The 20706-nt window shown below is 64.4% G+C and carries 17 protein-coding genes; 9 read left to right on the forward strand and 8 right to left on the reverse strand.

Annotated features, from left to right (window positions below; genetic code table 11):
- Positions 1-74: 74 nt before the first annotated feature.
- The 5 genes from RMO95_RS21380 (at position 75) to RMO95_RS21400 (ending at position 6955) form a co-directional block, all read left to right on the forward strand.
- On the forward strand, positions 75-491 hold the full coding sequence (locus RMO95_RS21380) for a F0F1 ATP synthase subunit epsilon (protein ID WP_310452711.1): 417 nt from the start codon (positions 75-77) through the stop codon (positions 489-491).
- Between the two features lie 137 nt (positions 492-628).
- Positions 629-1264, forward strand: a complete 636-nt coding sequence (locus RMO95_RS21385) for a TetR/AcrR family transcriptional regulator (RefSeq protein ID WP_310452712.1) — start codon at positions 629-631, stop codon at positions 1262-1264.
- The gene (locus tag RMO95_RS21390; protein ID WP_310452713.1) at positions 1261-2424 is read left to right on the forward strand and encodes an efflux RND transporter periplasmic adaptor subunit; all 1164 of its coding nucleotides are present in this window, start codon (positions 1261-1263) and stop codon (positions 2422-2424) included. The genes RMO95_RS21385 and RMO95_RS21390 overlap by 4 nt, the downstream gene beginning before the upstream one ends.
- Before the next feature lie 3 nt (positions 2425-2427).
- Positions 2428-5568, forward strand: coding sequence for an efflux RND transporter permease subunit (locus tag RMO95_RS21395; RefSeq protein WP_310452714.1), 3141 nt, complete (start codon positions 2428-2430; stop codon positions 5566-5568).
- Positions 5558-6955, forward strand: coding sequence for an efflux transporter outer membrane subunit (locus RMO95_RS21400; protein ID WP_310452715.1), 1398 nt, complete (start codon positions 5558-5560; stop codon positions 6953-6955). Before RMO95_RS21395 ends, RMO95_RS21400 begins: the two co-directional genes overlap by 11 nt.
- Before the next feature lie 6 nt (positions 6956-6961).
- Here RMO95_RS21400 and RMO95_RS21405 read toward each other — a convergent pair whose 3' ends face one another.
- The 5 genes from RMO95_RS21405 to RMO95_RS21425 form a co-directional block, all read right to left on the reverse strand.
- The gene (locus tag RMO95_RS21405; protein ID WP_310452716.1) at positions 6962-7519 is read right to left on the reverse strand and encodes a DUF3365 domain-containing protein; all 558 of its coding nucleotides are present in this window, start codon (positions 7517-7519) and stop codon (positions 6962-6964) included.
- An 81-nt stretch (positions 7520-7600) separates the two neighbouring features.
- Positions 7601-8173, reverse strand: coding sequence for a hypothetical protein (locus RMO95_RS21410; protein ID WP_310452717.1), 573 nt, complete (start codon positions 8171-8173; stop codon positions 7601-7603).
- Positions 8174-8184: 11 nt separating this feature from the next.
- Complete coding sequence (locus RMO95_RS21415; protein ID WP_310452718.1) at positions 8185-9048, reverse strand: TIM44-like domain-containing protein; 864 nt, start codon at positions 9046-9048, stop codon at positions 8185-8187.
- 16 nt (positions 9049-9064) lie between these two features.
- Positions 9065-9808 carry a bifunctional demethylmenaquinone methyltransferase/2-methoxy-6-polyprenyl-1,4-benzoquinol methylase UbiE gene (ubiE, locus tag RMO95_RS21420; protein WP_310452719.1) on the reverse strand — a complete coding sequence of 248 codons (744 nt, stop codon included), beginning with the start codon at positions 9806-9808 and terminating at the stop codon, positions 9065-9067.
- Position 9809: 1 nt separating this feature from the next.
- Positions 9810-10232, reverse strand: a complete 423-nt coding sequence (locus RMO95_RS21425; RefSeq protein WP_310452720.1) for a DUF971 domain-containing protein — start codon at positions 10230-10232, stop codon at positions 9810-9812.
- Between the two features lie 117 nt (positions 10233-10349).
- Between RMO95_RS21425 and phoB the strand changes: the two genes are divergently transcribed.
- On the forward strand, positions 10350-11036 hold the full coding sequence (gene phoB, locus RMO95_RS21430) for a phosphate regulon transcriptional regulator PhoB (protein ID WP_310452721.1): 687 nt from the start codon (positions 10350-10352) through the stop codon (positions 11034-11036).
- Entirely contained in the window at positions 11033-12337 is a 1305-nt protein-coding gene (gene phoR, locus RMO95_RS21435) for a phosphate regulon sensor histidine kinase PhoR (protein WP_310452722.1), read from the forward strand. The genes phoB and phoR overlap by 4 nt, the downstream gene beginning before the upstream one ends.
- Here the strand turns inward: phoR and RMO95_RS21440 are convergent.
- From RMO95_RS21440 to RMO95_RS21450, 3 genes are all read right to left on the reverse strand, one after another.
- Positions 12328-13989 (reverse strand): hypothetical protein, encoded by a 1662-nt coding sequence (locus RMO95_RS21440; protein ID WP_310452723.1) that lies wholly within the window; start codon positions 13987-13989, stop codon positions 12328-12330. The genes phoR and RMO95_RS21440 overlap by 10 nt on opposite strands.
- Positions 13986-14429, reverse strand: a complete 444-nt coding sequence (locus RMO95_RS21445) for an HIT family protein (RefSeq protein ID WP_310452724.1) — start codon at positions 14427-14429, stop codon at positions 13986-13988. The genes RMO95_RS21440 and RMO95_RS21445 overlap by 4 nt, the downstream gene beginning before the upstream one ends.
- Positions 14430-14519: 90 nt before the next feature.
- Entirely contained in the window at positions 14520-18302 is a 3783-nt protein-coding gene (locus RMO95_RS21450) for a DUF3683 domain-containing protein (RefSeq protein WP_310452725.1), read from the reverse strand.
- A 568-nt stretch (positions 18303-18870) separates the two neighbouring features.
- Between RMO95_RS21450 and RMO95_RS21455 the strand changes: the two genes are divergently transcribed.
- Both RMO95_RS21455 and RMO95_RS21460 read left to right on the forward strand, forming a co-directional pair.
- Entirely contained in the window at positions 18871-20442 is a 1572-nt protein-coding gene (locus tag RMO95_RS21455; protein ID WP_310452726.1) for an anti-phage dCTP deaminase, read from the forward strand.
- Positions 20443-20459: 17 nt separating this feature from the next.
- A complete protein-coding gene (locus tag RMO95_RS21460) occupies positions 20460-20651 on the forward strand; it encodes a hypothetical protein (RefSeq protein ID WP_310452727.1) in 192 nt (63 codons plus the stop codon).
- The last annotated feature ends 55 nt before the right edge of the window (positions 20652-20706 follow it).

Below are 20706 nucleotides of genomic sequence, written 5' to 3' on the forward strand. Positions count from 1 at the left end.
AAGCCGGGAGCGGGCGAGTCGTCGCCCGAACCGCGGCTAGCCACTCTCGATACAGATTGAGGTAAATTATGGCCATGACTATTCATGTGGACGTCGTTAGCGCCGAGGAACTGATTTTCTCCGGTCTGGCGGAATTCGTCGTTCTGCCGGGCGAAGCGGGCGAACTGGGCATACTGCCCGGCCATATGCCGCTGATGACCCGGATCAAGCCGGGCGCGGTGCGGGTCCAGCAAGCCGGCGGCAAGGAAGAACTGATTTTCGTCGCTGGTGGCTTGCTCGAAGTGCAGCCGGGTTTGGTGACCGTGCTGGCGGATACCGCCATCCGCGGCGCCGACCTGGATCAGGCGAAGGCGCTGGAAGCCAAGAAACTGGCCGAAGAAGCCATGGTCAATCGCGGTTCCGAGATCGACTACGCGCGGGCCCAGGCGGAACTCGCCGAAGCCATTGCGCAACTCGCCGCCATCGATCGTTTGCGCAAGCAGCGTCACTGACGCAGGCGCGCAAAGCGCGTTTCTCGATGCACTCGAAAAGGCAGCTTCGGCTGCCTTTTTGTTTAGGTGTGAAGCTTGGCAAGAGATCGAATTCAATGTAGACTGGACTGTCCAGTCTAGCCTGGGTGCTCCTTCCCGTGACCCTGCTCGTTCATCACGATTCCTCCTGCCGCTCGCGCCTGATCCAGGCCGCGACCGAGATCTTCATCGAGGAAGGCTACCGGGCCAGTGTCGAGCGGGTTGCACTGCGCGCCGGCGTCGCCCGGCAAACCCTTTACAACCACTTCCCGTCGAAGGCCGAACTGTTTGGCGAAGTCATCAAGCAGGTCACTGCCGCCTTGCTGGTCACCCTGGACGACGAGGCGATAGGCCTGCGTGAGCGCTTGCTTCGTTTCGGTATCGCCTTCCGCGCAAAGGCGCTGAGCGCGCAGGGACTGGGTTTCTACCGGGCCCTGATCGCCGAGACGACGCGCTTTCCGGAACTTGCCGCGAGCTTCTATCGCAACGGTCCGGCCCAGACCGCCGCACGCCTGCACACGATCCTGCAGCGGGCCATGGACCGCGGCGACTTGCGCCAGGTCGATGCCGAGTTCGCCACCACCACCTTACTGTCGATGCTGGTCGGCGCCGAGCGCAGCCATTTTCTGCTCTCCGGCGAACAGCCACCGGAACCGGATCCGGCCCGCGTCGCTCAAATCGTCGATTGCTACCTGCGCGCCTTTGCCCCCGAGGCCTCCCTTCCCCATCCCGTCCCCCAACGGAGCACCCCATGAGAAAACACATTCCCCTGCTGTTGCTTGCACTCCTGGCCGCTTGCGGTGATGGCGGGCAAAAGGGTCCGCCCGGCGCCGCGCCCGGTGCCGCCATGCCGCCGCCCGAGGTCGACGTGGTCACCGTCGCCGCAGCCGGCGCGACGATCACGCAGGATTTGCCAGGCCGCCTGCAGGCAGTGCGTTCCGCGCAAGTGAGGGCTCGCGTCGAAGGCGTCGTGGAGAAACGTCTGTTCACCGAAGGCACGGATGTCGTGGCGGGCACGCCGCTGTTCCGCATCGACGCTCGCACCTATCAGGCGCAGGCCGCGGCGGCGGCAGCCGACTTGGCGGCCGCGAAGGCGGTGTTTGCGCGTTACACGCCGCTGCTCGACATCAAGGCGGTCAGCCAGCAGGAGTTCGATGCCGCTGACGCGCGCGTCAAGCAGGCCGAGGCCGCCGCCGCAAAGGCGCGCCTGGACCTCGAAAACGCCGTGCCGCCAGCGCCAATTTCCGGCCGTGTCGGCCGCGCGATGGTCACCGAGGGAGCCCTGGTCGGCAAGGGCGAGGCGACGCATCTAGTCACGATCGAACAGCTCGACCCGATTCGCGTCGAGTTTTCGCAGTCCTACTCCGACCTGTTGCGCCTGCAGCAGGCAGTCAGGAACGGCAAACAGAAAAAAGCCGATGCGGCGAAAGTCGAGCTGGTGCTCGAAGACGGTTCGCTCTATGCGGAGAAGGGCCGCCTCCAGTTCACCGACCTCGCCGTCGATCCGAACAGCGGTGCCGTGCTCCTGCGCGCCGAGTTCCCCAATCCGCGTCGCGAGCTGCTGCCCGGCACCTTCGTGCGCGTGCGTTTTCCGCAAGCCCAGCTCGACCACGCGATCCGCGTGCCGCAGCGCGCGGTGCAGGGCGGCGCCCAGGGCCAGTTCGTGATGGTGGTCGATGCCGCAGGCAAGGTGACGCCGCGGCCGATCAAGACCAGCACCATGTCCGGCGGCGACTTCATCGTCGACGACGGGCTGAAAGGCGGCGAGCAGGTGATCGTCAATGGCCTGCAGAAGGCCCGACCGGGCGCCGTGGTCAAGCCCCTGCCGTGGACTCCGGGCGCGCCGCTGATGGCGGCGCCGACGGTGGCAAACCCGGCGGCGCCGGCCGCCAAGCCCAATGAAGAAAAGAAGTAAGCCATGATCCCAAAATTCTTCATTGACCGGCCGATCTTCGCCTGGGTCATCGCCATCATCATCGTGCTCGGCGGCTTGCTCGCCCTGCGCCAGTTGCCGGTGGCAAGCTATCCGGCGGTGGCGCCGCCGGCGCTGGCGATCACGGTCAACTACCCCGGCGCCTCGGCCAAGGTGGTCGAGGAAACCGCAGTCGCGCTGATCGAGCAGGAGCTCAACGGCATCGAGAACCTGCTATACATGGAGTCCGCCTCCGAGCAGAACATCGGCACCATTACCCTGACCTTCCAGGCCGGCACCAATCTCGATCTGGCCTCGGTGGAAACCCAGAACCGCATCAAGCGCGCCGAGCCGCGCCTGCCCGAAGAGGCGCGGCGCCTGGGCATCACCGTGGTCAAGTCGGCGCGCAACTACCTGATGTTCCTTTCCCTGTTTTCGCCGGACAAGTCCCTCGACAACGTGGCGCTCGGCAGTTACGCCGCGGCCAATGTGCTGGAAAGCATCCGCCGCACGCCGGGCGTGGGCGAGGCGATCCTGTTCGGCACCGAGTATTCGATGCGGCTGTGGCTGAAGCCCGAGCGCCTGACGGCCTTCGGCCTGACCCCGGCCGACGTGGCGAAGGCGGTGCGCGCGCAGAACGCCCAGATCGCCACCGGCGAGCTCGGCCAGGTGCCGGCCGCGCCCGGCCAGGAATATGCAGCCACCATCATCACCCAGGGCCGCCTGGCGACTCCCGAGGAATTCGGCAACGTCATCATCCGCAGCGACGCCCGCGGCGCCACGGTACGCGTCAAGGACGTCGCCCGCGTCGAACTCGGCGCCCAGGATTATTCGATTGCCGCCCGGGTCGATGGCCAGCCCACGGCCGCGATTGCCGTGCGCATGGCGCCGGGCGCCAATGCGCTCAACACCGCCAAGGCGGTCAATGACCGGATGACCGAGCTGGCGAAATACTTTCCGCCGAGCATCTCCTGGATGGTGCCCTACGACACCTCGACCTTCGTCGACATCTCGATCCGCGAAGTAGTCATGACGCTGATCGAGGCGATGATCCTGGTGGTGCTGGTGATGTACCTGTTCCTCGAAAACGTGCGCGCCACCTTCATCCCGGCCGTGGTCGTGCCGGTGTCGCTGTTCGGCGCCCTGATCGGCCTCTACCTGCTCGGCTATTCGATCAACGTGCTGACGCTGTTCGCCATGGTGCTGGCCATCGCCATCGTCGTGGACGATGCCATCGTCGTGATCGAGAACGTCGAGCGCATCATGAGCGAGGAAGGCCTCAGCCCGCGCGACGCGACGCGCAAGGCGATGGGCCAGATCATCAATGCCATCATCGCCATCACCGTGGTGCTGACCGCGGTGTTCGTGCCCCTGCTGTTCTTCGGCGGCGCGGTTGGTGCGATCTACCGCCAGTTCGCGGTGACGCTGATCCTGACCATGGGCTTTTCGGCCATGATGGCGCTGACGCTGACGCCGGCGCTGTGCGCGACCCTGCTCAAGCACGAGTCGGGGAAGGACGACGTGATGCCGCACAGCGGCTTCTTTGGCTGGTGGAACCGCTTCTTCGCCGCCACCGTGAGCCGCTACATCGGCGCCACGCGCCGCATCCTCGGCAGGCCGGGGCGCTGGCTGATCGTCTATGCCACGATCCTGGCCGCCACCGGCTGGTTCTTCACCAAGCTGCCGGGCAGCTTCCTGCCCGGCGAAGACCAGGGTTATTTCCTCAGCATCGTCCAGCTGCCCCCGGGTGCGACGCGCGAGCGCGCCCTCGAAGTGCTGGGCACCGTCGAGCAGCACTACCTGGCGCAGAAGGAAGTCGCCCACGTCATCGGCGTCGCCGGATTCTCCTTCTTCGGCCGCGGCCAGAACGCCGCGATCACCTTCGTCCGGCTCAAGAGCTGGGACGAGCGGCCGAACAAGGACAACAGCGCCGACTCGGTGGTGCAACGCGCCAACATGGCCTTCTTCCGCATCAAGCAGGCCATGGTCTTCGCCATCAACGTGCCGCCGATTCCCGAGCTGGCGGCCGTCGGCGGCTTCGATTTCCGCCTGCAGGACCGCGGCGGCCTGGGCCGCGACAAGCTGCTCGAAGCGCGCAACATGGCGCTCGGCCTGGCGGGCCAGAACCCCGCGCTGGTCGGCGTGCGGCCCGAAGGCCAGGAGGCCGGTCCGCAGGTTTTCCTCAGCGTGGACCGCATCAAGGCTCGCGCGCTGGGCATCGACCTCGGCGAGCTCAACGACACGCTGCAGGCCACCCTCGGCACCGCCTACATCAACGATTTCGTGCGCGAAGGCCGCATCCTGCGCGTGCAGATGCAGGCCGAAGCCGACACCCGGCGCACGCCGGAAGACCTGCTGCGGCTGCCGGTCAAGAACGCGCGCGGCGACATGATCCCGCTCGCCGAAATCGCCACGGCGCAGTGGATCGTCGGCAGTCCCAAGCTCGACCGCTACAACGGCCTGCCCTCGATGAAGATCGCCGGCAATGCGGCGCCCGGCCGCTCGACCGGCGAAGCCCTGCTGGCCATGGAGGACGTCGCCGCCAAGCTGCCGGCCGGCGTCGGCTACGAATGGTCGGGCAGTTCCTTCGAGGAGCGCCTGTCCGGCACCCAGGCGCCCTTCCTCTTCGCCGTCTCGCTGATCGTGGTTTTCCTCTGCCTCGCGGCGCTCTACGAGAGCTGGTCGGTTCCCTTCGCGGTGATGCTGGTGGTGCCGCTGGGCATCTTCGGCGCGGTGCTGGCCGTGACTTTCCGCGGCCTGCCCAACGACGTCTATTTCAAGGTCGGCCTGATCGCCATCATCGGCCTCTCGGCGAAGAACGCGATCCTGATCATCGAATTCGCGCGCGAGCTGCAGGAACAGGGCAAGGACCTGATCGAAGCCACGCTCGAAGCCTGCCGCCTGCGTTTCCGGCCGATCCTGATGACCTCGATCGCCTTCATGTTCGGCGTGCTGCCGCTGGCGGTGTCCACCGGCGCCGGCGCCAACAGCCGCATCGCCATCGGCACCGGCGTGATCGGCGGCATGTTCGCCGCCACCGCGCTGGCGGTCTTCCTGGTCCCGGTATTTTTCGTCGTGGTGCGGCGCATCTTCCCGGGCGGGGTTAGGCATACTCGCCGTCACCACGAGGAGAAGCATGATGCGTAAATTTCTCCCTCTCGCCGTCGCCCTCGCCGTTGCGGGCTGCTCATTCACGCCGGATTACCAGCGCCCCGCGGCGCCGGTGCCCGAGGCCTGGCCGGCAAGAGTTGGCGCTGGCGATACGGCGCCAGGCGCGGCGATCACCGCGGACTGGCGCGCATTCTTCACCGATCCGCGCCTGCAGGCCCTGATCGCCGCGGCGCTGGAACACAACCGCGATCTGCGCATATCAGTCGCGCGCGTCGATGAGGCCCGCGCGCTGGCCGGCATTGCCCGCGCCGACCGCCTGCCGACCGTCGATCTGGCGGCCCAGCGCGCCGCCTCGCTGACGCCGGCCGATGTTTCCGGCAGCGGTCGCCAGCTCAACAGCCAGCGCTACGACGTCAATCTGGCCGTCGCCGCCTTCGAGCTGGACTTCTGGGGCCGGGTCAAGAGCCTCGACGACGCCGGGCGCGCCAACTTCCTCGCCAGCGACTACGCGCGCCAGGCCTTCAGCCTGTCGCTGATCGCCGATGTCGCCAACGCCTGGTTGAGCCTGCTGGAACTCGGCGAGCGCCGCGCACTGGCCGTCGAGACACAGAAGAGCCGCGAAGAAACCCGCAACCTGGTCGGCCGCCGCCGCGACGTCGGCCTTGCCGGCGATCTCGATTACCTGCAGGCCGACGGCGCCTACCAGAATGCACGAGCCGAAGTCGCCAGCCTCGCGCGCAGTCACGCCGCGGCGGAAAACGCCTTGCGCCTGCTGGTCGGCGCAGCGCCCGCGGAGACGGCCGGCGGCAGACTGGCGCAGAGCGGACTGGTGGCCGAAGTCGCAGTGGGTTTGCCAAGTGAGGTGTTGCTGCAGCGACCCGACGTCATGGCCGCCGAACAGAAGCTGATCGCCGCCAATGCCAACATCGGCGCCGCGCGCGCCGCCTTCCTGCCCAAGATCGTGCTGACCGCCGCGCTGGGCACCGCCAGTCGCGGCCTCTCGGGTCTGTTCGAAGCCGGCAGCGGCGCCTGGAACTTTGTCCCGGCCTTGCGCCTGCCGCTGTTCGACAGCGGACGTACGGCTGAAAACGTCGACCTCGCCAGCGCGCGCAAGCTCATCGCCGTCGCCGAATACGAAAAAACCATCCAGCAGGCCTTCCGCGAAATCGCTGATCTGCTCGATGCGCGGCGGCAACTGGCCGAACAGTTGCAGGCCCAGGAAGCCGGCGTTGCCGCCCAGGGCCGGCGCCTGACGATCGTCGATGCACGCTACAGGGCCGGCGTCTCCAGCCACCTCGAACTGCTCGATGCCCAGCGCGAACACTTCGCCGCGCAACAGTCGGCGCTGGCGGTACGGCGCCAGCTGCTGTCTACGGCGGCGAGTTTCTACAAGGCGCTGGGCGGCGGCGTGGCCGCCCGGTAAGACGGCTCAAAGTGCCTTGCGCACGCTGATCACGCCGCGGATCTGGCCTTCCGCATAGCCGGTGGCGCGGTCATTGGGGTAGTTCTGGCCGATTGCGGCCTTGATGGCGGGGCTGAGCTGATCGACCGGGCCGTGGCAGCTCAGGCATAGCGCCTGCACCGGCAGCGCCTTGACGAAGCGGTACTCGTTGCCGATCTTTTCGCCCTTCTCCAGCTTGGCCGGCGACTCGCCGGCCGCCGCACGCTTGTCGAAATCCTCCAGCGCGGCCTTTTCCCAGGCGTCGGGAATGGCCCGCGCGTCGTTCCTGGCCTTGAGGCTGACACGCTTGATCTTCCAGCCGGTCTGCTGCGAGATTTCGCCGGCCATTTTGGGCGCCATGTCCTTGCACACCGGGATCGCGCCTTCGGGTCCGGATTTCTTGATCTCGTCCTGCAGCGCGACGATCAGCTTGGGCGGCAGCGTGGTCGCCACCTTGCGCGCCTCGGTGAGCAGGGCTTCGTCGCTGGCAAGGGCCGTGGCAAACGGCGTGATCAGCGTTGCCGCGGCAAGCAGAAATGTCTTCATGGGTTTTCCTCCCGGTGATTGAGGAGGGGGATTGTCCGCAGCCTGTCGCGGCTACGCCAATAGAATTATTTCAGCCGGCGATCAAGCCAGTCGTTGCAGTCGCTTTTCGAGCCGCGCCACGTCGTCGCGCAGCCGGTCGATATCCTCGGCAAACGCCGCGATATCCGCCTGGCGCGCAATCAGCGGCTGTTCTTCGGTGAAGTATTCGGCCAGATTGGCGGCCAAGTTCTGCGCCGCCTGCCGTTGCCAGGCGGCGAATTCGCGCGTGCCGCCGACGATGCGGTGCGCCGCGATGTCGCCGACGAGATTCGAGAGGTCTTCCTCGGCATCCCAGCGCAGGTTGCGGATCACGAAGCCCAGCGCCGCGGCGAATTCGGCCGAACCTTCGATGCGCGCCGCGCGCATCACGGCATCCTTGCCCTGCAGCGCGAGCAGCGGCGTCGTCGCCGGCAGCGCGATGCTGACTTCGAGCACGGCATCCGCCGCCGGGGCGGAAATGCTGCCGTCCGCGCCGATCAAAAAAGCCGCCTCGAAAGGCGGCAGTTTGATCTGGGCGGCGTGCCCGGCGAAGGGTGCGAGCTTTTCCCGCGCCCATGCCGCCTGCCCGAGCAGGTGATTGATGGCGGCTTGCAGCGGCGCGGGCAGGGCTTGCATGCCAGGAAAACCTAGACCTGCTGGATGCCGGCGACATTCCAGCCGCGGCTGTCGTCGGTCGGCTTGACCAGGTGCCAGATCTCGGTGAAGGCTTGCGGTGCGGCGCTGGCTTCCTCGCGCAGCTGGCCGGAGAAGCGCACGCTGGCGATGTGGTGCTTGTCTTCGGTGACGACTTCGAGCAGCTCGGCGTCGAGCTGCATGACGTCGGTTTCCTGGCTTGCGCTGCCGCGTTCCTTATACTGCATCTGGATCTCGGCGAAGATTTCCGGCGCGGTGAATTGGCGGATGTCGTCCATGTCGCCGCGGTCGTTGGCGGCCTGCAGGCGCACGAAGTTGAGCTTGGCCTGGCGCAGGAAGCCGGTCACGTCGAAATCGGCGGGAATGCTGCCGCCGACCGCATTGGCCGCCGTACCGCCAGCACCAACTCCTGTGGCTTCGAACTGGGCGGGCTTGAGGTCCGCGGCATTGCCGGGACCGGCAGCGGCGTACTGCATGCCGGACTGGGGTGTGCGCTTGCTCATCAGCCAGCGCACGACAAAGACTGCGGCCATGACCAGCGCCAGGATCAGCAGCATGTTGGCCATGCCTTCGCCGAGACCGAAATGCGACAGCAGCGCCGCGATGCCGAGACCGGCGGCGAGGCCGGCCAGGGGGCCGAGGAAGCGGCTCATGCCGGCCGGCTTGGGCGCGGCAGTCGGAGCGGCTGCGGTCGGCGCAGCGGCGGGCTTGCCGGCCGTGGTCGGTGCAGGCGCCGGGCTTGCCTGACGCTTCATGCCGAAGGACTTGCCGCCGCCAAGGCGTGCGGCTTCGGCATCGGGAACCATCAAACCCAGACCCACCACGGCCGCAAAGGCCGCAATCACTAATCGCTTCATTGATTCTTACTCCTCGTTAGAACTTGTAACCACGATGCAGCGCGACGACGCCGGCTGTCAGATTGAATACTTCGACCCGTTCCAGCCCGGCTTGTTCCATCATGGCCTTGAGCGTGGCCTGGTCCGGGTGCATGCGGATCGATTCGGCGAGATAACGATAGGACTCGGCATCCCCCGCGATCTTCTCGCCCAGCCAGGGCAGCAGCTTGAACGAGTAGGCATCGTAGGCCTTTTCCAGCGGTTTCCACACTTTGGAAAATTCGAGCACCAGCAGGCGTCCGCCGGGCCGCAGCACGCGGCGCATTTCGGCCAGCGCCCGGTCCTTGTGCGTCATGTTGCGCAGGCCGAAGGCCACGGTAACGATGTCGAAATGGTTGTCGGGGAAAGGCAGCTTTTCCGCGTCGCACTGCGCCACCGGCGCCAGCACGCCCTCGTCGAGCAGGCGGTCGCGACCGACGCCGAGCATGGCATTGTTGATGTCGGTCAGCCAGACTTCGCCGCCGGTCTGGTCGAAGGCGCCGACGCGTTTGGCGAAGGCCGACGACAAGTCGGCGGTGCCGCCGGCCACGTCGAGCACGCGCTCGCCGGGACGCGGTGCGGCGATCTCGATGGTGAATTTCTTCCACAGACGGTGCAGCCCGGCCGACATGAGGTCGTTCATCACGTCGTATTTCTGCGCGACCGACGAAAAGACACCGGCGACGCGGCGGGCCTTTTCCTTCTCGTCTACCGTCTCGAAGCCGAAATGCGTTTCCGCCATATCAGTGTTTGCCGCAGCCGCCGGCGGCCTTGGGTGGCAAGGTGGTCGAATCTATATCGCGGCTGGCATCGGCTTTTTCAAGACGCTCCAGGTAGTCGGCCCAGAGCTCCTCATGGTTGGCGCCCAGGTGGTAGAGCAGGTCCCAGGAATAGATGCCGGTGTTGTGGCCGTCGGAGAAGGTCGGTTGCACCGCGTAGTTGCCGACCGGCTCCAAGTCAGTGATCTCGACGTTGCGCTTGCCGGTTTGCAGCGTCTCCTGGCCCGGGCCGTGGCCGCGGACTTCCGCGGATGGGCTGTAGACCCGCAGGAATTCGGCGGGCAACTGGCAGTGGCTGCCGTCGTCGAAGCTCAGTTCGAGCATGCGCGACTTCTTGTGCAGGGTGATCTCGGTGGGGATCGGGGTCTTGGCGTCGAGACCGGACATGGTGGCAACTCCTTTACTGGGCCGGCTATGATAGCGCACACCGTCGGTCGAATCGATGTCACGGAACCGTCATCAATCGGCAATAGACTGGCGTTTGTCCCCTTCCTAGGTCAGGTCATGCCCGCAACGATACTGGTGGTTGAAGACGAACCGGCGATCCAGTCCCTGATCGAAGTCAATCTGCGCCGGGTCGGGCACGTCGTGCAGCTTGCCGCCGATGCCGAAACAGCGCGTCGGCTGGTGCAAGAGGCATTGCCCGATCTGGTGCTGCTCGACTGGATGTTGCCGGGCATGAGCGGCGTGGATTTTGCGCGCCTGTTGCGCAGCGAGGCGCGCACCCGGCGCCTGCCCATCATCATGCTTACCGCGCGCGCCGAGGAGCGCGACAAGATCGAAGGCCTCGAACTCGGCGCCGACGACTACGTGACCAAGCCCTTCAGTCCGCGCGAACTGGTGGCGCGCATCAAGGCGGTGCTGCGCCGCCATGCGCCGCAGGCCACCGAGGACATGGTGGAACTCGGCGGCTTGCGGCTCGATCCGGCCACTCATCGCATCACGGCCGGCAGCATCGAGGTGAATCTCGGCCCGACGGAATTCCGCCTGCTGCACTTTCTGATGACCCATCCTGAGCGGGTGCATGCCCGCGCACAATTGCTCGACCAGGTCTGGGGCGATCACGTGTTTGTCGAAGAGCGCACCGTCGACGTGCATATCCGCCGCCTGCGCGCGGCGCTCGAGGCCAGCGGACACGACGGCCTGATCCAGACCGTGCGCGGTAGCGGCTACCGGATTTCGGCGACGTGAATGCGGTCCTGTCGGAACTGCTGACGGCAATCGTACTGGCGGCGCTGGCGGCGCTGGCCGGCTGGTTCGCGGCGGGCGAGCTTGGGGCGGAGTTGATGACGCTGGCCACGGTCGCTTTCTTCTTCCTGCGCCAACTGTGGATGGTGCTGCGGCTGATCCGCTGGGCCGGCTGCCCGCTGGGAACGCCGACGCCGAGCGCCAGCGGCGCCTGGGGGGCGGTGTTCGAGGCCTTGCACCGGCGTGCCCGGCTGGCCCGCGCCGAGCGCGAGCAGGCGACCGAGGAACTGGCGCGCTTTCGCCGTGCCGCCGAAGCCCTGCCTGACGGCGTGATGATTCTCGACGGTCGCCGCAGCATCGAGTGGATGAATCTGCACGCCGAAGTCTGTCTCGGCCTCAAGGCATCGGTCGATACCGGCAGCCGTATCACCCACCTGCTGCGCGAGCCGGAATTTCGCGACTACCTCGACAACCCCGATCATCGCGGCGTGCCGCTGGAACTGCACACCCAGCGCAATCCGGGCCGCAATCTGCAGATCCAGGCCGCGCCCTTTGCCGCCGGACGCACCTTGTTGCTGGTGCGCGACGTGACGCAATTGCAGAAGCTGGCGACGATGCGGCGCGATTTCGTCGCCAATGTCTCGCATGAACTGAAGACGCCGCTGACCGTCACGCTCGGCTTTGTCGAAACGGCGCTGGATGCCTTGCACGACACACCCTCGCAGGAGCTCGCACAGTATCTGCAGACCGCAGCCGAACAGGCGCGGCGCATGCAGCAATTGATCGACGATCTGCTGACCTTGTCGGCGCTGGAAACCGATTCGCCGCCGCCGCTGGACGATCCGATCGAAGCGGCCGCCCTGCTGGCCGATGTGTTCCAGGAGATCCAGGTGCTTTCGGCCGGGCGGCATCGCCTCACGCTTGAGAACCAGGGGCCGCGCGGCCTCTTGGGCAGCGCGCGCGAACTGCGCTCGGCCTTTGCCAACCTGGCCGGGAATGCCGTGCGCTACACCCCCGAAGGCGGCGAGATCGTGTTGCGCTGGAGCGCGGAGGGCGAGGCCGGCGGGCGGTTTTCAGTACGCGACAGCGGCATCGGCATCGCCCGCCAACATCTGCCGCGCCTGACCGAGCGCTTCTACCGCGTGGACCGTGGCCGCTCGCGCGAGGCCGGTGGCACCGGGCTTGGCCTCGCCATCGTCAAGCACGTGCTGGAGCGGCATCAGGCGGTGCTGCAGATCGACAGCGAAGCGGGGCGCGGCTCCACCTTCAGCGCGGTGTTCCCGCCGCACCGGGTTCAGTCGTAGAAATTGCAGCGCTCGAATTCGGTGCCCCGATCGAGCACGCGGAACAGCTTGAGCACCTGCAGTTTCTGATCGACCATGACTTCGACGCTGCGGTCGATGCGAAATGTGCCGGCGGCAAGGATCACGCTGGCCGGCTCCTTGAGTGCGTCGATCGCCGGCAAGAGGAATCCCTGACGCCAGCTGCCGCGGACTCCGCCCGCGTCGATGGCGCGCACCGCCACCGGGCGGGGTTCGCCCGGGAACAGCTGGATGCCGGCCACCAGCCAGTCGTCGCCTTCGCGTAGCGCCCAGCGCACATTGCCGAGGGCGAAATGGCGGGCGTCGGCGGTCTTCGCGGCAACCATCATCCCGGCGCCGATGCGCACGCCATTTTTGAGCGTTCGCGTCAGGCGCAGGCCGACCGCCGATTCATCGTTTACACGCCAGTTCTCGAGCTGCGCATCGCTTTTCTCCTCCACGGCTGCGGTGCGATGACTGCGCTCGCCGAAGGTCTCGAATTCCTCGCGTTCGCGGCGTAGCGTCGTGTCGTCGCGGGAGGGCGCACGGAAGGCCTGGCCGCCGGAGAGGTGGAAGTGCACGGTGTCGAAACCGGCAATGAGGCTGCAGTCGGTGTTGGCGCTATGCCGCTCATGGCGGCGTTCGGCGCCGCCCTTGCACCAGCGCTGCAGCACGTGCAGCAGCAACTGGCCGGCCGCCGGCTGGGTGACGTCGTCGCCGAGTTGCAGGTCGGCCGGGGCCCGGCCTTGCTCCAGCAGCGTGATGCGGGCCACCAGGCTCTTCCTGAGTTCGGTGGTTTCCAGCCAGCGACCGCCCTCGGCCGGGTGCGGCACGTAGCTCGCCGGCAGATCCGATTCAAGGTCGACCCACAGCGGTGCGGCACGGTTGCGAATGTCCTCGGGCGGGACCTTGAGCAGCACCAGTTTGCCGCCCCAGCGGCGGGCCCAGCGCGCCACCCAGCTCAAGTGGCGGGTGGCCAGTTCATAGACATTGGCGGTGCTCAGCAGGTTGCATTCGGCATAGGCGGCCAGTGCACTGGTATGGGTTTTGCCATGACGCACCGAATCTCTCACGCTGTGGCCGGCGACGCCGAGGGTTTCCGCGGCAAAGAATATATGGTGCAGTTGCTTCCAGTAGGCGGCATTCGGCAGCTGCCCACTGCGACAGAGATCGAGCTGCCAGTCGCCGAATACCGAAAGCGTGCGCTGGGCCAGGGTGGCAGCCAGCGCCGCCTGATCGGGGTTGGCGGCGCACAGTGCGCGCAGTTCGAGCAAGGCCGGCATCGAGAAGGCGCCGGCACTGTCCGAACAGAAGGCATCGAAGCAGCGTAGGTAGCCCAGCGACAACATGTGCCAGACGTTCAGCGTGGTATCCAGCGCAGCCTGTTCGTGCGGTGCGAAGGGCAGGGGTTTGGCGGCGAACTTTGCCGCCGCATCCTCCTGCACCTCGCTCAGCGGGCCGCGCAAGGCATCGAGTATGGCGAAGCGTTCGCTGGCCGGCAGGCTGTAGCGATGCAGCAGGCTGAGCTGGCGCAGGAACATCGATTGCGCTTGCACGGCATTGGCCGGCACCTTGAGCAGCCAATCCTTGCAGCCGGCCGCATTGAGAAAGGCTGGGCTCTGTTCGGTTCCGGTGGGCGGCAGTTCAAAATTCATGGCGTGTCATTCAGGGTCGAGAGTTCGGTTTTCAGGGCTTGCTGCAGGCGCGCGCTGCCGACAACGGGGCGGGGCTTTGCGCTGCGTTGCGCCGCGGCCCAGATCGGCGCCGGAAAGTGGCTGTCGTCGCGCCAGCGCGGGATAACGTGCCAATGCAGATGCGGGACCAGGTTGCCCAGACTGGCGAGGTTGATCTTGTCCGGCTGAACGCTGAAGCGCAGGGCACGTTCGGTAGCCAGCACCACATCCATGACGCGATGTGCATCGCCGGCGCTGAGGGTGCTCATTTCAGCGACATGTTGCCGGCAGATGACGCGACAATAGCCGGGGAACGCCGCCCCTTCGGCGCCGCCCACACGTACCACGCGGCAAACATCGTCCTCCCACAGCAGTTCGCCGCCGGGATCCGCACACAGTTCGCAATCCAGGTTAGTCGCCACCGGATAAGCATAGCGCCAATCGGAGGCTCTGTGCGAGCGCGATCGGACAGGCAGTGAGGTGCGTCACATCTTGCTGCAGGCGCGTCGCGCTTACAGCAATACCCTTTCGACGCCGCCATTGTTGGCGGCGCGGATGTAATCCTGCATCCAGTCCGGACCGAGGATGGCCTTGGCCATTTCGACCACGATGTAGTCGGCCGTGATATCCGCATCGTTGTCGTAGCGCGACAGGCCCTGCAGGCAGGACGGGCAGGAGGTGAGGATTTTCACCGCGTCGCCGGCGCCAACTGTTCTAAGTGCCGCCGCGCCCGCTTCGATTTCCTGCTGCTTGCGGAAGCGAATCTGGGTCGACACGTCGGGCCGCGTCACCGCCAGGGTGCCGGATTCGCCGCAGCAGCGGTCGTTGAGATCGACGCGCTGGCCCATCAGGGCGTTGACCACCTTGATCCCGGAGTAATGCTTCATCGGCGTATGGCAGGGTTCGTGGTACATGTACTGCACGCCTTTGACACCGTCGAGCTTGATGCCCTTTTCGAACAGCCATTCGTGGATGTCCACCAGCCGGCAGCCGGGAAAGATCTTGCCGAATTCGTATTTCAGCAGCTGGTCCATGCAGGTGCCGCAGGACACCACCACGGTCTTGATGTCGAGGTAGTTCAGCGTATTGGCAACGCGGTGGAACAGCACGCGGTTGGCCGTGGTGATGGCCTGGCCCTTGTCCTCGTCGCCGCTGGCGGTCTGCGGGTAGCCGCAGCAGAGGTAGCCCGGTGGCAGCACGGTGGTGGCGCCGGCATGCCAGAGCATGGCCTGGGTCGCCAGCCCAACCTGCGAGAACAGTCGCTCCGAGCCGCAGCCGGGGAAATAGAACACCGCCTCCGATTCATCGCTGGCCCGCTGCGGATCGCGGATCACCGGGATCAGGCTGTCGTCCTCGACGTCGAGCAGCGCGCGCGAGGTGCGATTCGGCACGTTTTTCGGCATCGGCTTGTTGAGGAAGTGGATCACCTGCGCCTTGAGCGCCGGGCGGCCCAGCGTGGCCGGCGGGTGTTTCACGCTGTCCTGGATCAGGCCGAAGGACTTCGCCAGCCTGTGGCCCAGGCGCTGTGCCTTGTAGCCGAGCTGGATCATGCCGGCACGCACCAGCTTGATCGTCGCCGGGTCGGTGGCGGAAAGGAAGCCCATCGCCGCCGCCGTGCCCGGGTTGAACTTCTTCTTGCCCTGGCGGCGCAGGAAGTTGCGCATCGCCACCGAGACGTCGCCGAAATCGATGTCGACCGGGCAGGGCGTCACGCACTTGTGGCAGACCGTGCAGTGGTCGGCGACGTCGGAGAATTCGTCGAAATGCTGCAGGCTGATGCCGCGCCGCGTCTGCTCCTCGTAGAGGAAGGCCTCGATCAAGAGCGAGGTGCCGAGGATCTTGTTGCGCGGGCTGTAGAGCAGGTTGGCGCGCGGCACATGGGTCGAGCACACCGGCTTGCACTTGCCGCAGCGCAGGCAGTTCTTGATCGAATCGGAAATCTTGCCGATGTCCGACTGCTCCATGATCAGCGACTCGACGCCGAGCAGCGCGAAGGAGGGCGTGTAGGCATTCGCCAGGTCGGCGCGCATGTGCGGCAAATCCATCAGCTTGCCGCGGTTGAAACGGCCCTCCGGGTCGACCCGCTGCTTGTAGTCGCGGAAAGGGCGGATCTCCTCGTCGCTGAGGAATTCCAGCTTGGTGATGCCGATGCCATGTTCGCCGGAAATCACCCCGCCCAAGCGTTTGGCCAGCGCCATGATGCGCTCCACCGCTTTGTAGGCGGTCTGCAGCATCGCGTAGTGGTCCGAGTTCACCGGGATGTTGGTATGCACGTTGCCGTCGCCGGCATGCATGTGCAGGGCGACGAAGACGCGGCCGCGCAGTACCTCCTGATGGATGGCCTCGATGCCGGCCAGCACCTGGCGGAAGGCATTGCCTTCGAACAGGCCTTCCAGCGGCGCCTTGAGTTCGGTCTTCCACGATACCCGCAGGCGGTAATCCTGCAGTTCGCGGAAGTGTTGGTCGAGATTGTCGAGCAGCGCCTGCCAGTTCGCGCGCACGCCGGCGACGAGTTCCAGCGCCTGCTCGCGCTTGTCGCCCAGCAGCAGTTCCGGGTCGAGGTTGGCGTCGCCCGCGTGCAGCGGCAGTTCGCCCTGCAGGTAGTCGGCCAGCGCGTCGGCCAGCGCGATCTTGTTGGCCAGCGAGAGTTCGATGTTGATCCGTTCAATGCCGTCGCAATAATCGCCCATGCGCGGCAAGGGAATGACGACGTCCTCGTTGACCTTGAAGGCGTTGGTGTGTTTCGAGATCGCCGCGGTGCGGGCGCGGTCGAGCCAGAACTTCTTGCGCGTCTCGGGCGAAACCGCGATGAAGCCCTCGGCGCCGCGCGCATTGGCCAGGCGCACCACTTCCGAGGCGGCGGCCATCACCGCCGTGTCGTCAGCGCCAACTATGTCGCCGATCAGCACCATCTTGGGCCGGCCATGATTTTTCGCTTTGGTCGCGTAGCCGACGGCGCGCACATAGCGCTCGTCGAGGTGCTCCAGTCCGGCCAGCAGCACGCCGGCGGCCAGCCCCGCGCCGCCCGGCTTGAAGTAATCGGTGATCTCGACGATGGACGGCACGGCGTCCGTCACCCGGCCGAAAAACTCGAGGCAGACCGTGCGCGTCACCGGCGGCATCCTGTGCAGCACCCATACCGCCGAGGTGATCAGGCCGTCGGTGCCTTCCTTCTGCACGCCGGGGATGCCGGCGAGGAACTTGTCGGTGACGTCCTTGCCCAGGCCTTCCTTGCGGAACAGCCGGCCGGGCACGTCGAGCTGTTCCTCGCCCAGCTTTTTCTTTCCGCTCGCGTCCCAGCGCACGAGGCGGAAGCTGACCAGCTCCTGCTCGTGGATCTTGCCGAAGTTGTGATTCAGGCGCTCGACGTCGAGCCAGTTGCCGTCCGGCGTCACCATGCGCCACGAGGCCAGGTTGTCCAGCGCCGTGCCCCACAGCACGGCCTTCTTGCCGCCGGCGTTCATCGCGATGTTGCCGCCGATGCAGGAGGCGTCGGCCGAGGTCGGGTCGCAGGCGAAGACGAGGTCGGCCTTTTCCGCCGCTTCCATGACGCGGCGTGTGACCAGGCCGGCGCCGGTGCGCACCGTCGCGTAGTCCCTGTCGGTGCCGGGCAGGCGCTGCATTTCCACGGCGCCGAGGTCGATCAGCTTCTCGGTGTTGATCACCACCGACAAGGCGTCGAGCGGCACCGCGCCGCCGGTGTAGCCGGTGCCGCCGCCGCGTGGAATGATGGTCAGGCCGAGTTCGATGCAGGCGCGCACCAGCGGCGCCATTTCCTCCTCGGTGTCGGGCGCCAGTACGACAAACGGATATTCGACGCGCCAGTCGGTGGCATCGGTGACGTGAGAAACGCGCGCCAGACCGTCGAAGCAGACGTTGTCGCGGCGGGTGTGGCGGGCCAGGGCCTTGAGCGCCTTCTTGCGCAGGCTGCGGGTTTCCTCGAACCAGCGCTCGAAGGACAGCACCGCAGTTTTCGCCGCGGTCAGCAGCAGCGCCACGCGCTCATTTCCCTCGCGGCGCTTGTCGATTTCCCGCAGGCGGTGGCGCAAGGCTTCCACCAGCGCCTCACGCCGTTCGCGGTTGCCGAGCAGGTCATCTTCCAGATAGGGATTGCGCCGTACCACCCAGATGTCGCCCAGCACCTCGTAGAGCATGCGCGCCGAGCGGCCGGTGATGCGCTCCGCGCGCAGTTCGTTGAGCGTCGCCCAGGCCTCGGCACCGAGCAAGCGAATGACGATCTCGCGGTCGGAGAACGAGGTGTAGTTGTAGGGGATTTCGCGCAGGCGGGCGGTCATGCTCAGTTCGGTGGAGCCAAAGGGGCTCTATTGTAGGCGATGGGCTGCGGCAGAGGCCCTGCGCGGCGTGTGGTCAGCGCCGACTTTCCGGGCAACCGGAGCCGTTCTCCCTCCCCTTCAAGGGGAGGGTCGGGGAGGGGATGGGGTAGCGCGAGCGACAAGAGCGCCCACTGCTCGATTTCCTCCCCGGCCCGCGGGCTACTGTCCCGGAGCAAGGCCCGCCGGGCCGGTCGCTAAACTCGCTTCGCTCAGACAACGCGACTGGACTACCCCCGGCGAACCTTCCTCGCTCGGCGGGTCAGTGGAGAGGGAAAGCCATCAATCATGGGAGATCATCACGAAAACAAATCCAAAGCTGACCCAATTTAGTAGATATAATGAATGAATATAATTGCTTTTTATCAATAAGATAACTTGCAATTCTCATGTATTTGTTGAACAATTAATCTACTCGTTAGTATTTGCCAATCGATTAGACGTAATTGACGACTTTAATTTTCCGTACCACGGTTGACATGTGTTGCGGGGTTTGGGTCTGCGTCTGTGCTTGAGTTAGTGAGGTGAGGATATGGCTACATCAAGTCGCACAAGACATACCAGCTCAAACCATCCCGTACCGAATAGACACCCAGAATTGGTATTCGGACTGATTGGTCCGGCGGGGACCGATCTGAAAGGGGTTTTCAAAGTCTTACGAAAGGCACTGATAGATGTTGGCTACCATGTGCCGAAAAGCGAAATCAAGTTAAGCAAGTTAATTGAAGAGTTCTTAGGAAGGGACTTCAGTAACCTTCCTGATGACGAACGAGTAGATAACTTGATGAGCGAAGGTACTCGAATTCGGGAATGCGCCGGCCATGGTGGAGCCATTGCATTGCTTGCTCTGTTGGGGATAGACCGAGCAAGGCGTACTGAATTCGAGAATATTCCCGAGAAGAACGCTTACATATTGCACTCCCTGAAACATCCGGAAGAGGTTGAGACATTACGGAATATTTATGGGAAGGGCTTTTTCGCCATATCCGCATACTCACCCCGTGAATCCAGGGTCGATGCACTTGCTGCTCGCATTACTAAATCAAAGCATCTCAACTCAACCGGTGCAAGAGCTAAAGCGGAATACTTAATCGAACGGGATGAAGCGGAAGTCGGTACAACGCTCGGGCAAGATGTGAAAGACGCATTTCCACGAGCCGATCTTTTTGTGGACGTAACGGACAAAGAGCAATTGGAGCGAAATATTCGAAGGTTTGTTGAATTGATATTCGGGTATCCGTTCCACACCCCGACACGGGACGAATTTGGCATGTACCACGCGAGGTCGGCTGCCTTACGGTCATCTGATCTGGCGCGCCAAGTTGGAGCCTCGATAGCATCGAAAGAATGCGACCTGATTTCTGTTGGCTGCAATGACGTGCCAAAAGCAGGTGGCGGTTTGTATTGGCCTGGGGACAAGCCTGATGGAAGAGATTTTCAGAGCGGCTTTGACGCAAGCAACGAGCAACGCGAGCAAATTATTGCCGAAATCTTGAGCAGATTTCGGACACATGGGCTCTTGGCTGACAATGCTTCTGAAGTCAAACAGTTGGTTGAGGCGATGTTGGTTGGAAACAAGCGGCAGGTGCTCAAAGGCACTCAGGTACTTGGTTTAATTGAATTCGGCAGAAGCGTCCACGCAGAAATGGCAGCAATAATCGATGCGTCGAGGCGGGGAGTGTCTGTGAAAAATGCCACTCTTTTTACGACCACATTTCCTTGTCACCTTTGCGCGAGACATATCATTGCTGCAGGGATCGACCGCGTTGTGTACATTGAGCCATATCCAAAAAGCAAAGCGAAGGATTTTTATTCTGACTCCATCGCTTTCGATCCTTCAAAGCATACAATCGGTCGTGTGAGATTTGAGCCGTTCGTTGGAGTTGCCCCTCGGTTGTATATGGATATTTTCGAGATGCAGGCTTCTGACAGTAGGAAGGATGACTCTGGACGAATCGTTGAATGGCCCAAGGCCGACCCAGTCCCGAGAGTTAGGCGGTTTATGAACACGTACATGTTGATGGAACAAAAGCTGATTGCTGAATTCATCCCCGAACTCGCTAAGAAGTTAGGTGTGAACTCAGCGCTATTTGGGCAGCCTTAATCCAAGGAGAATGAATTATGAAAAGAGCGCTTTCGTGGACAGAGCAGGTCCAAGCAGCCCAGAAGGAAGTTGGTACATGGCCGGAGTCCGTAAAAACTGCTACTGATTTTCGCCATTCGGATTTTTTTCAAGATGTTGATGATCAGTCCTGTATTTCTAGCCGATGTGATGAACAAAAGCACCGCGAAGAGATCGCGCTCGATGCGTAGTCTAGCAGCCTGTCGGACTTGAGTTCAGCCGACGACCCGATTTCACGATCCGGGA

This window comes from Sulfuritalea sp. (genome assembly GCF_031426875.1).
Lineage (GTDB): Bacteria > Pseudomonadota > Gammaproteobacteria > Burkholderiales > Rhodocyclaceae > Sulfuritalea.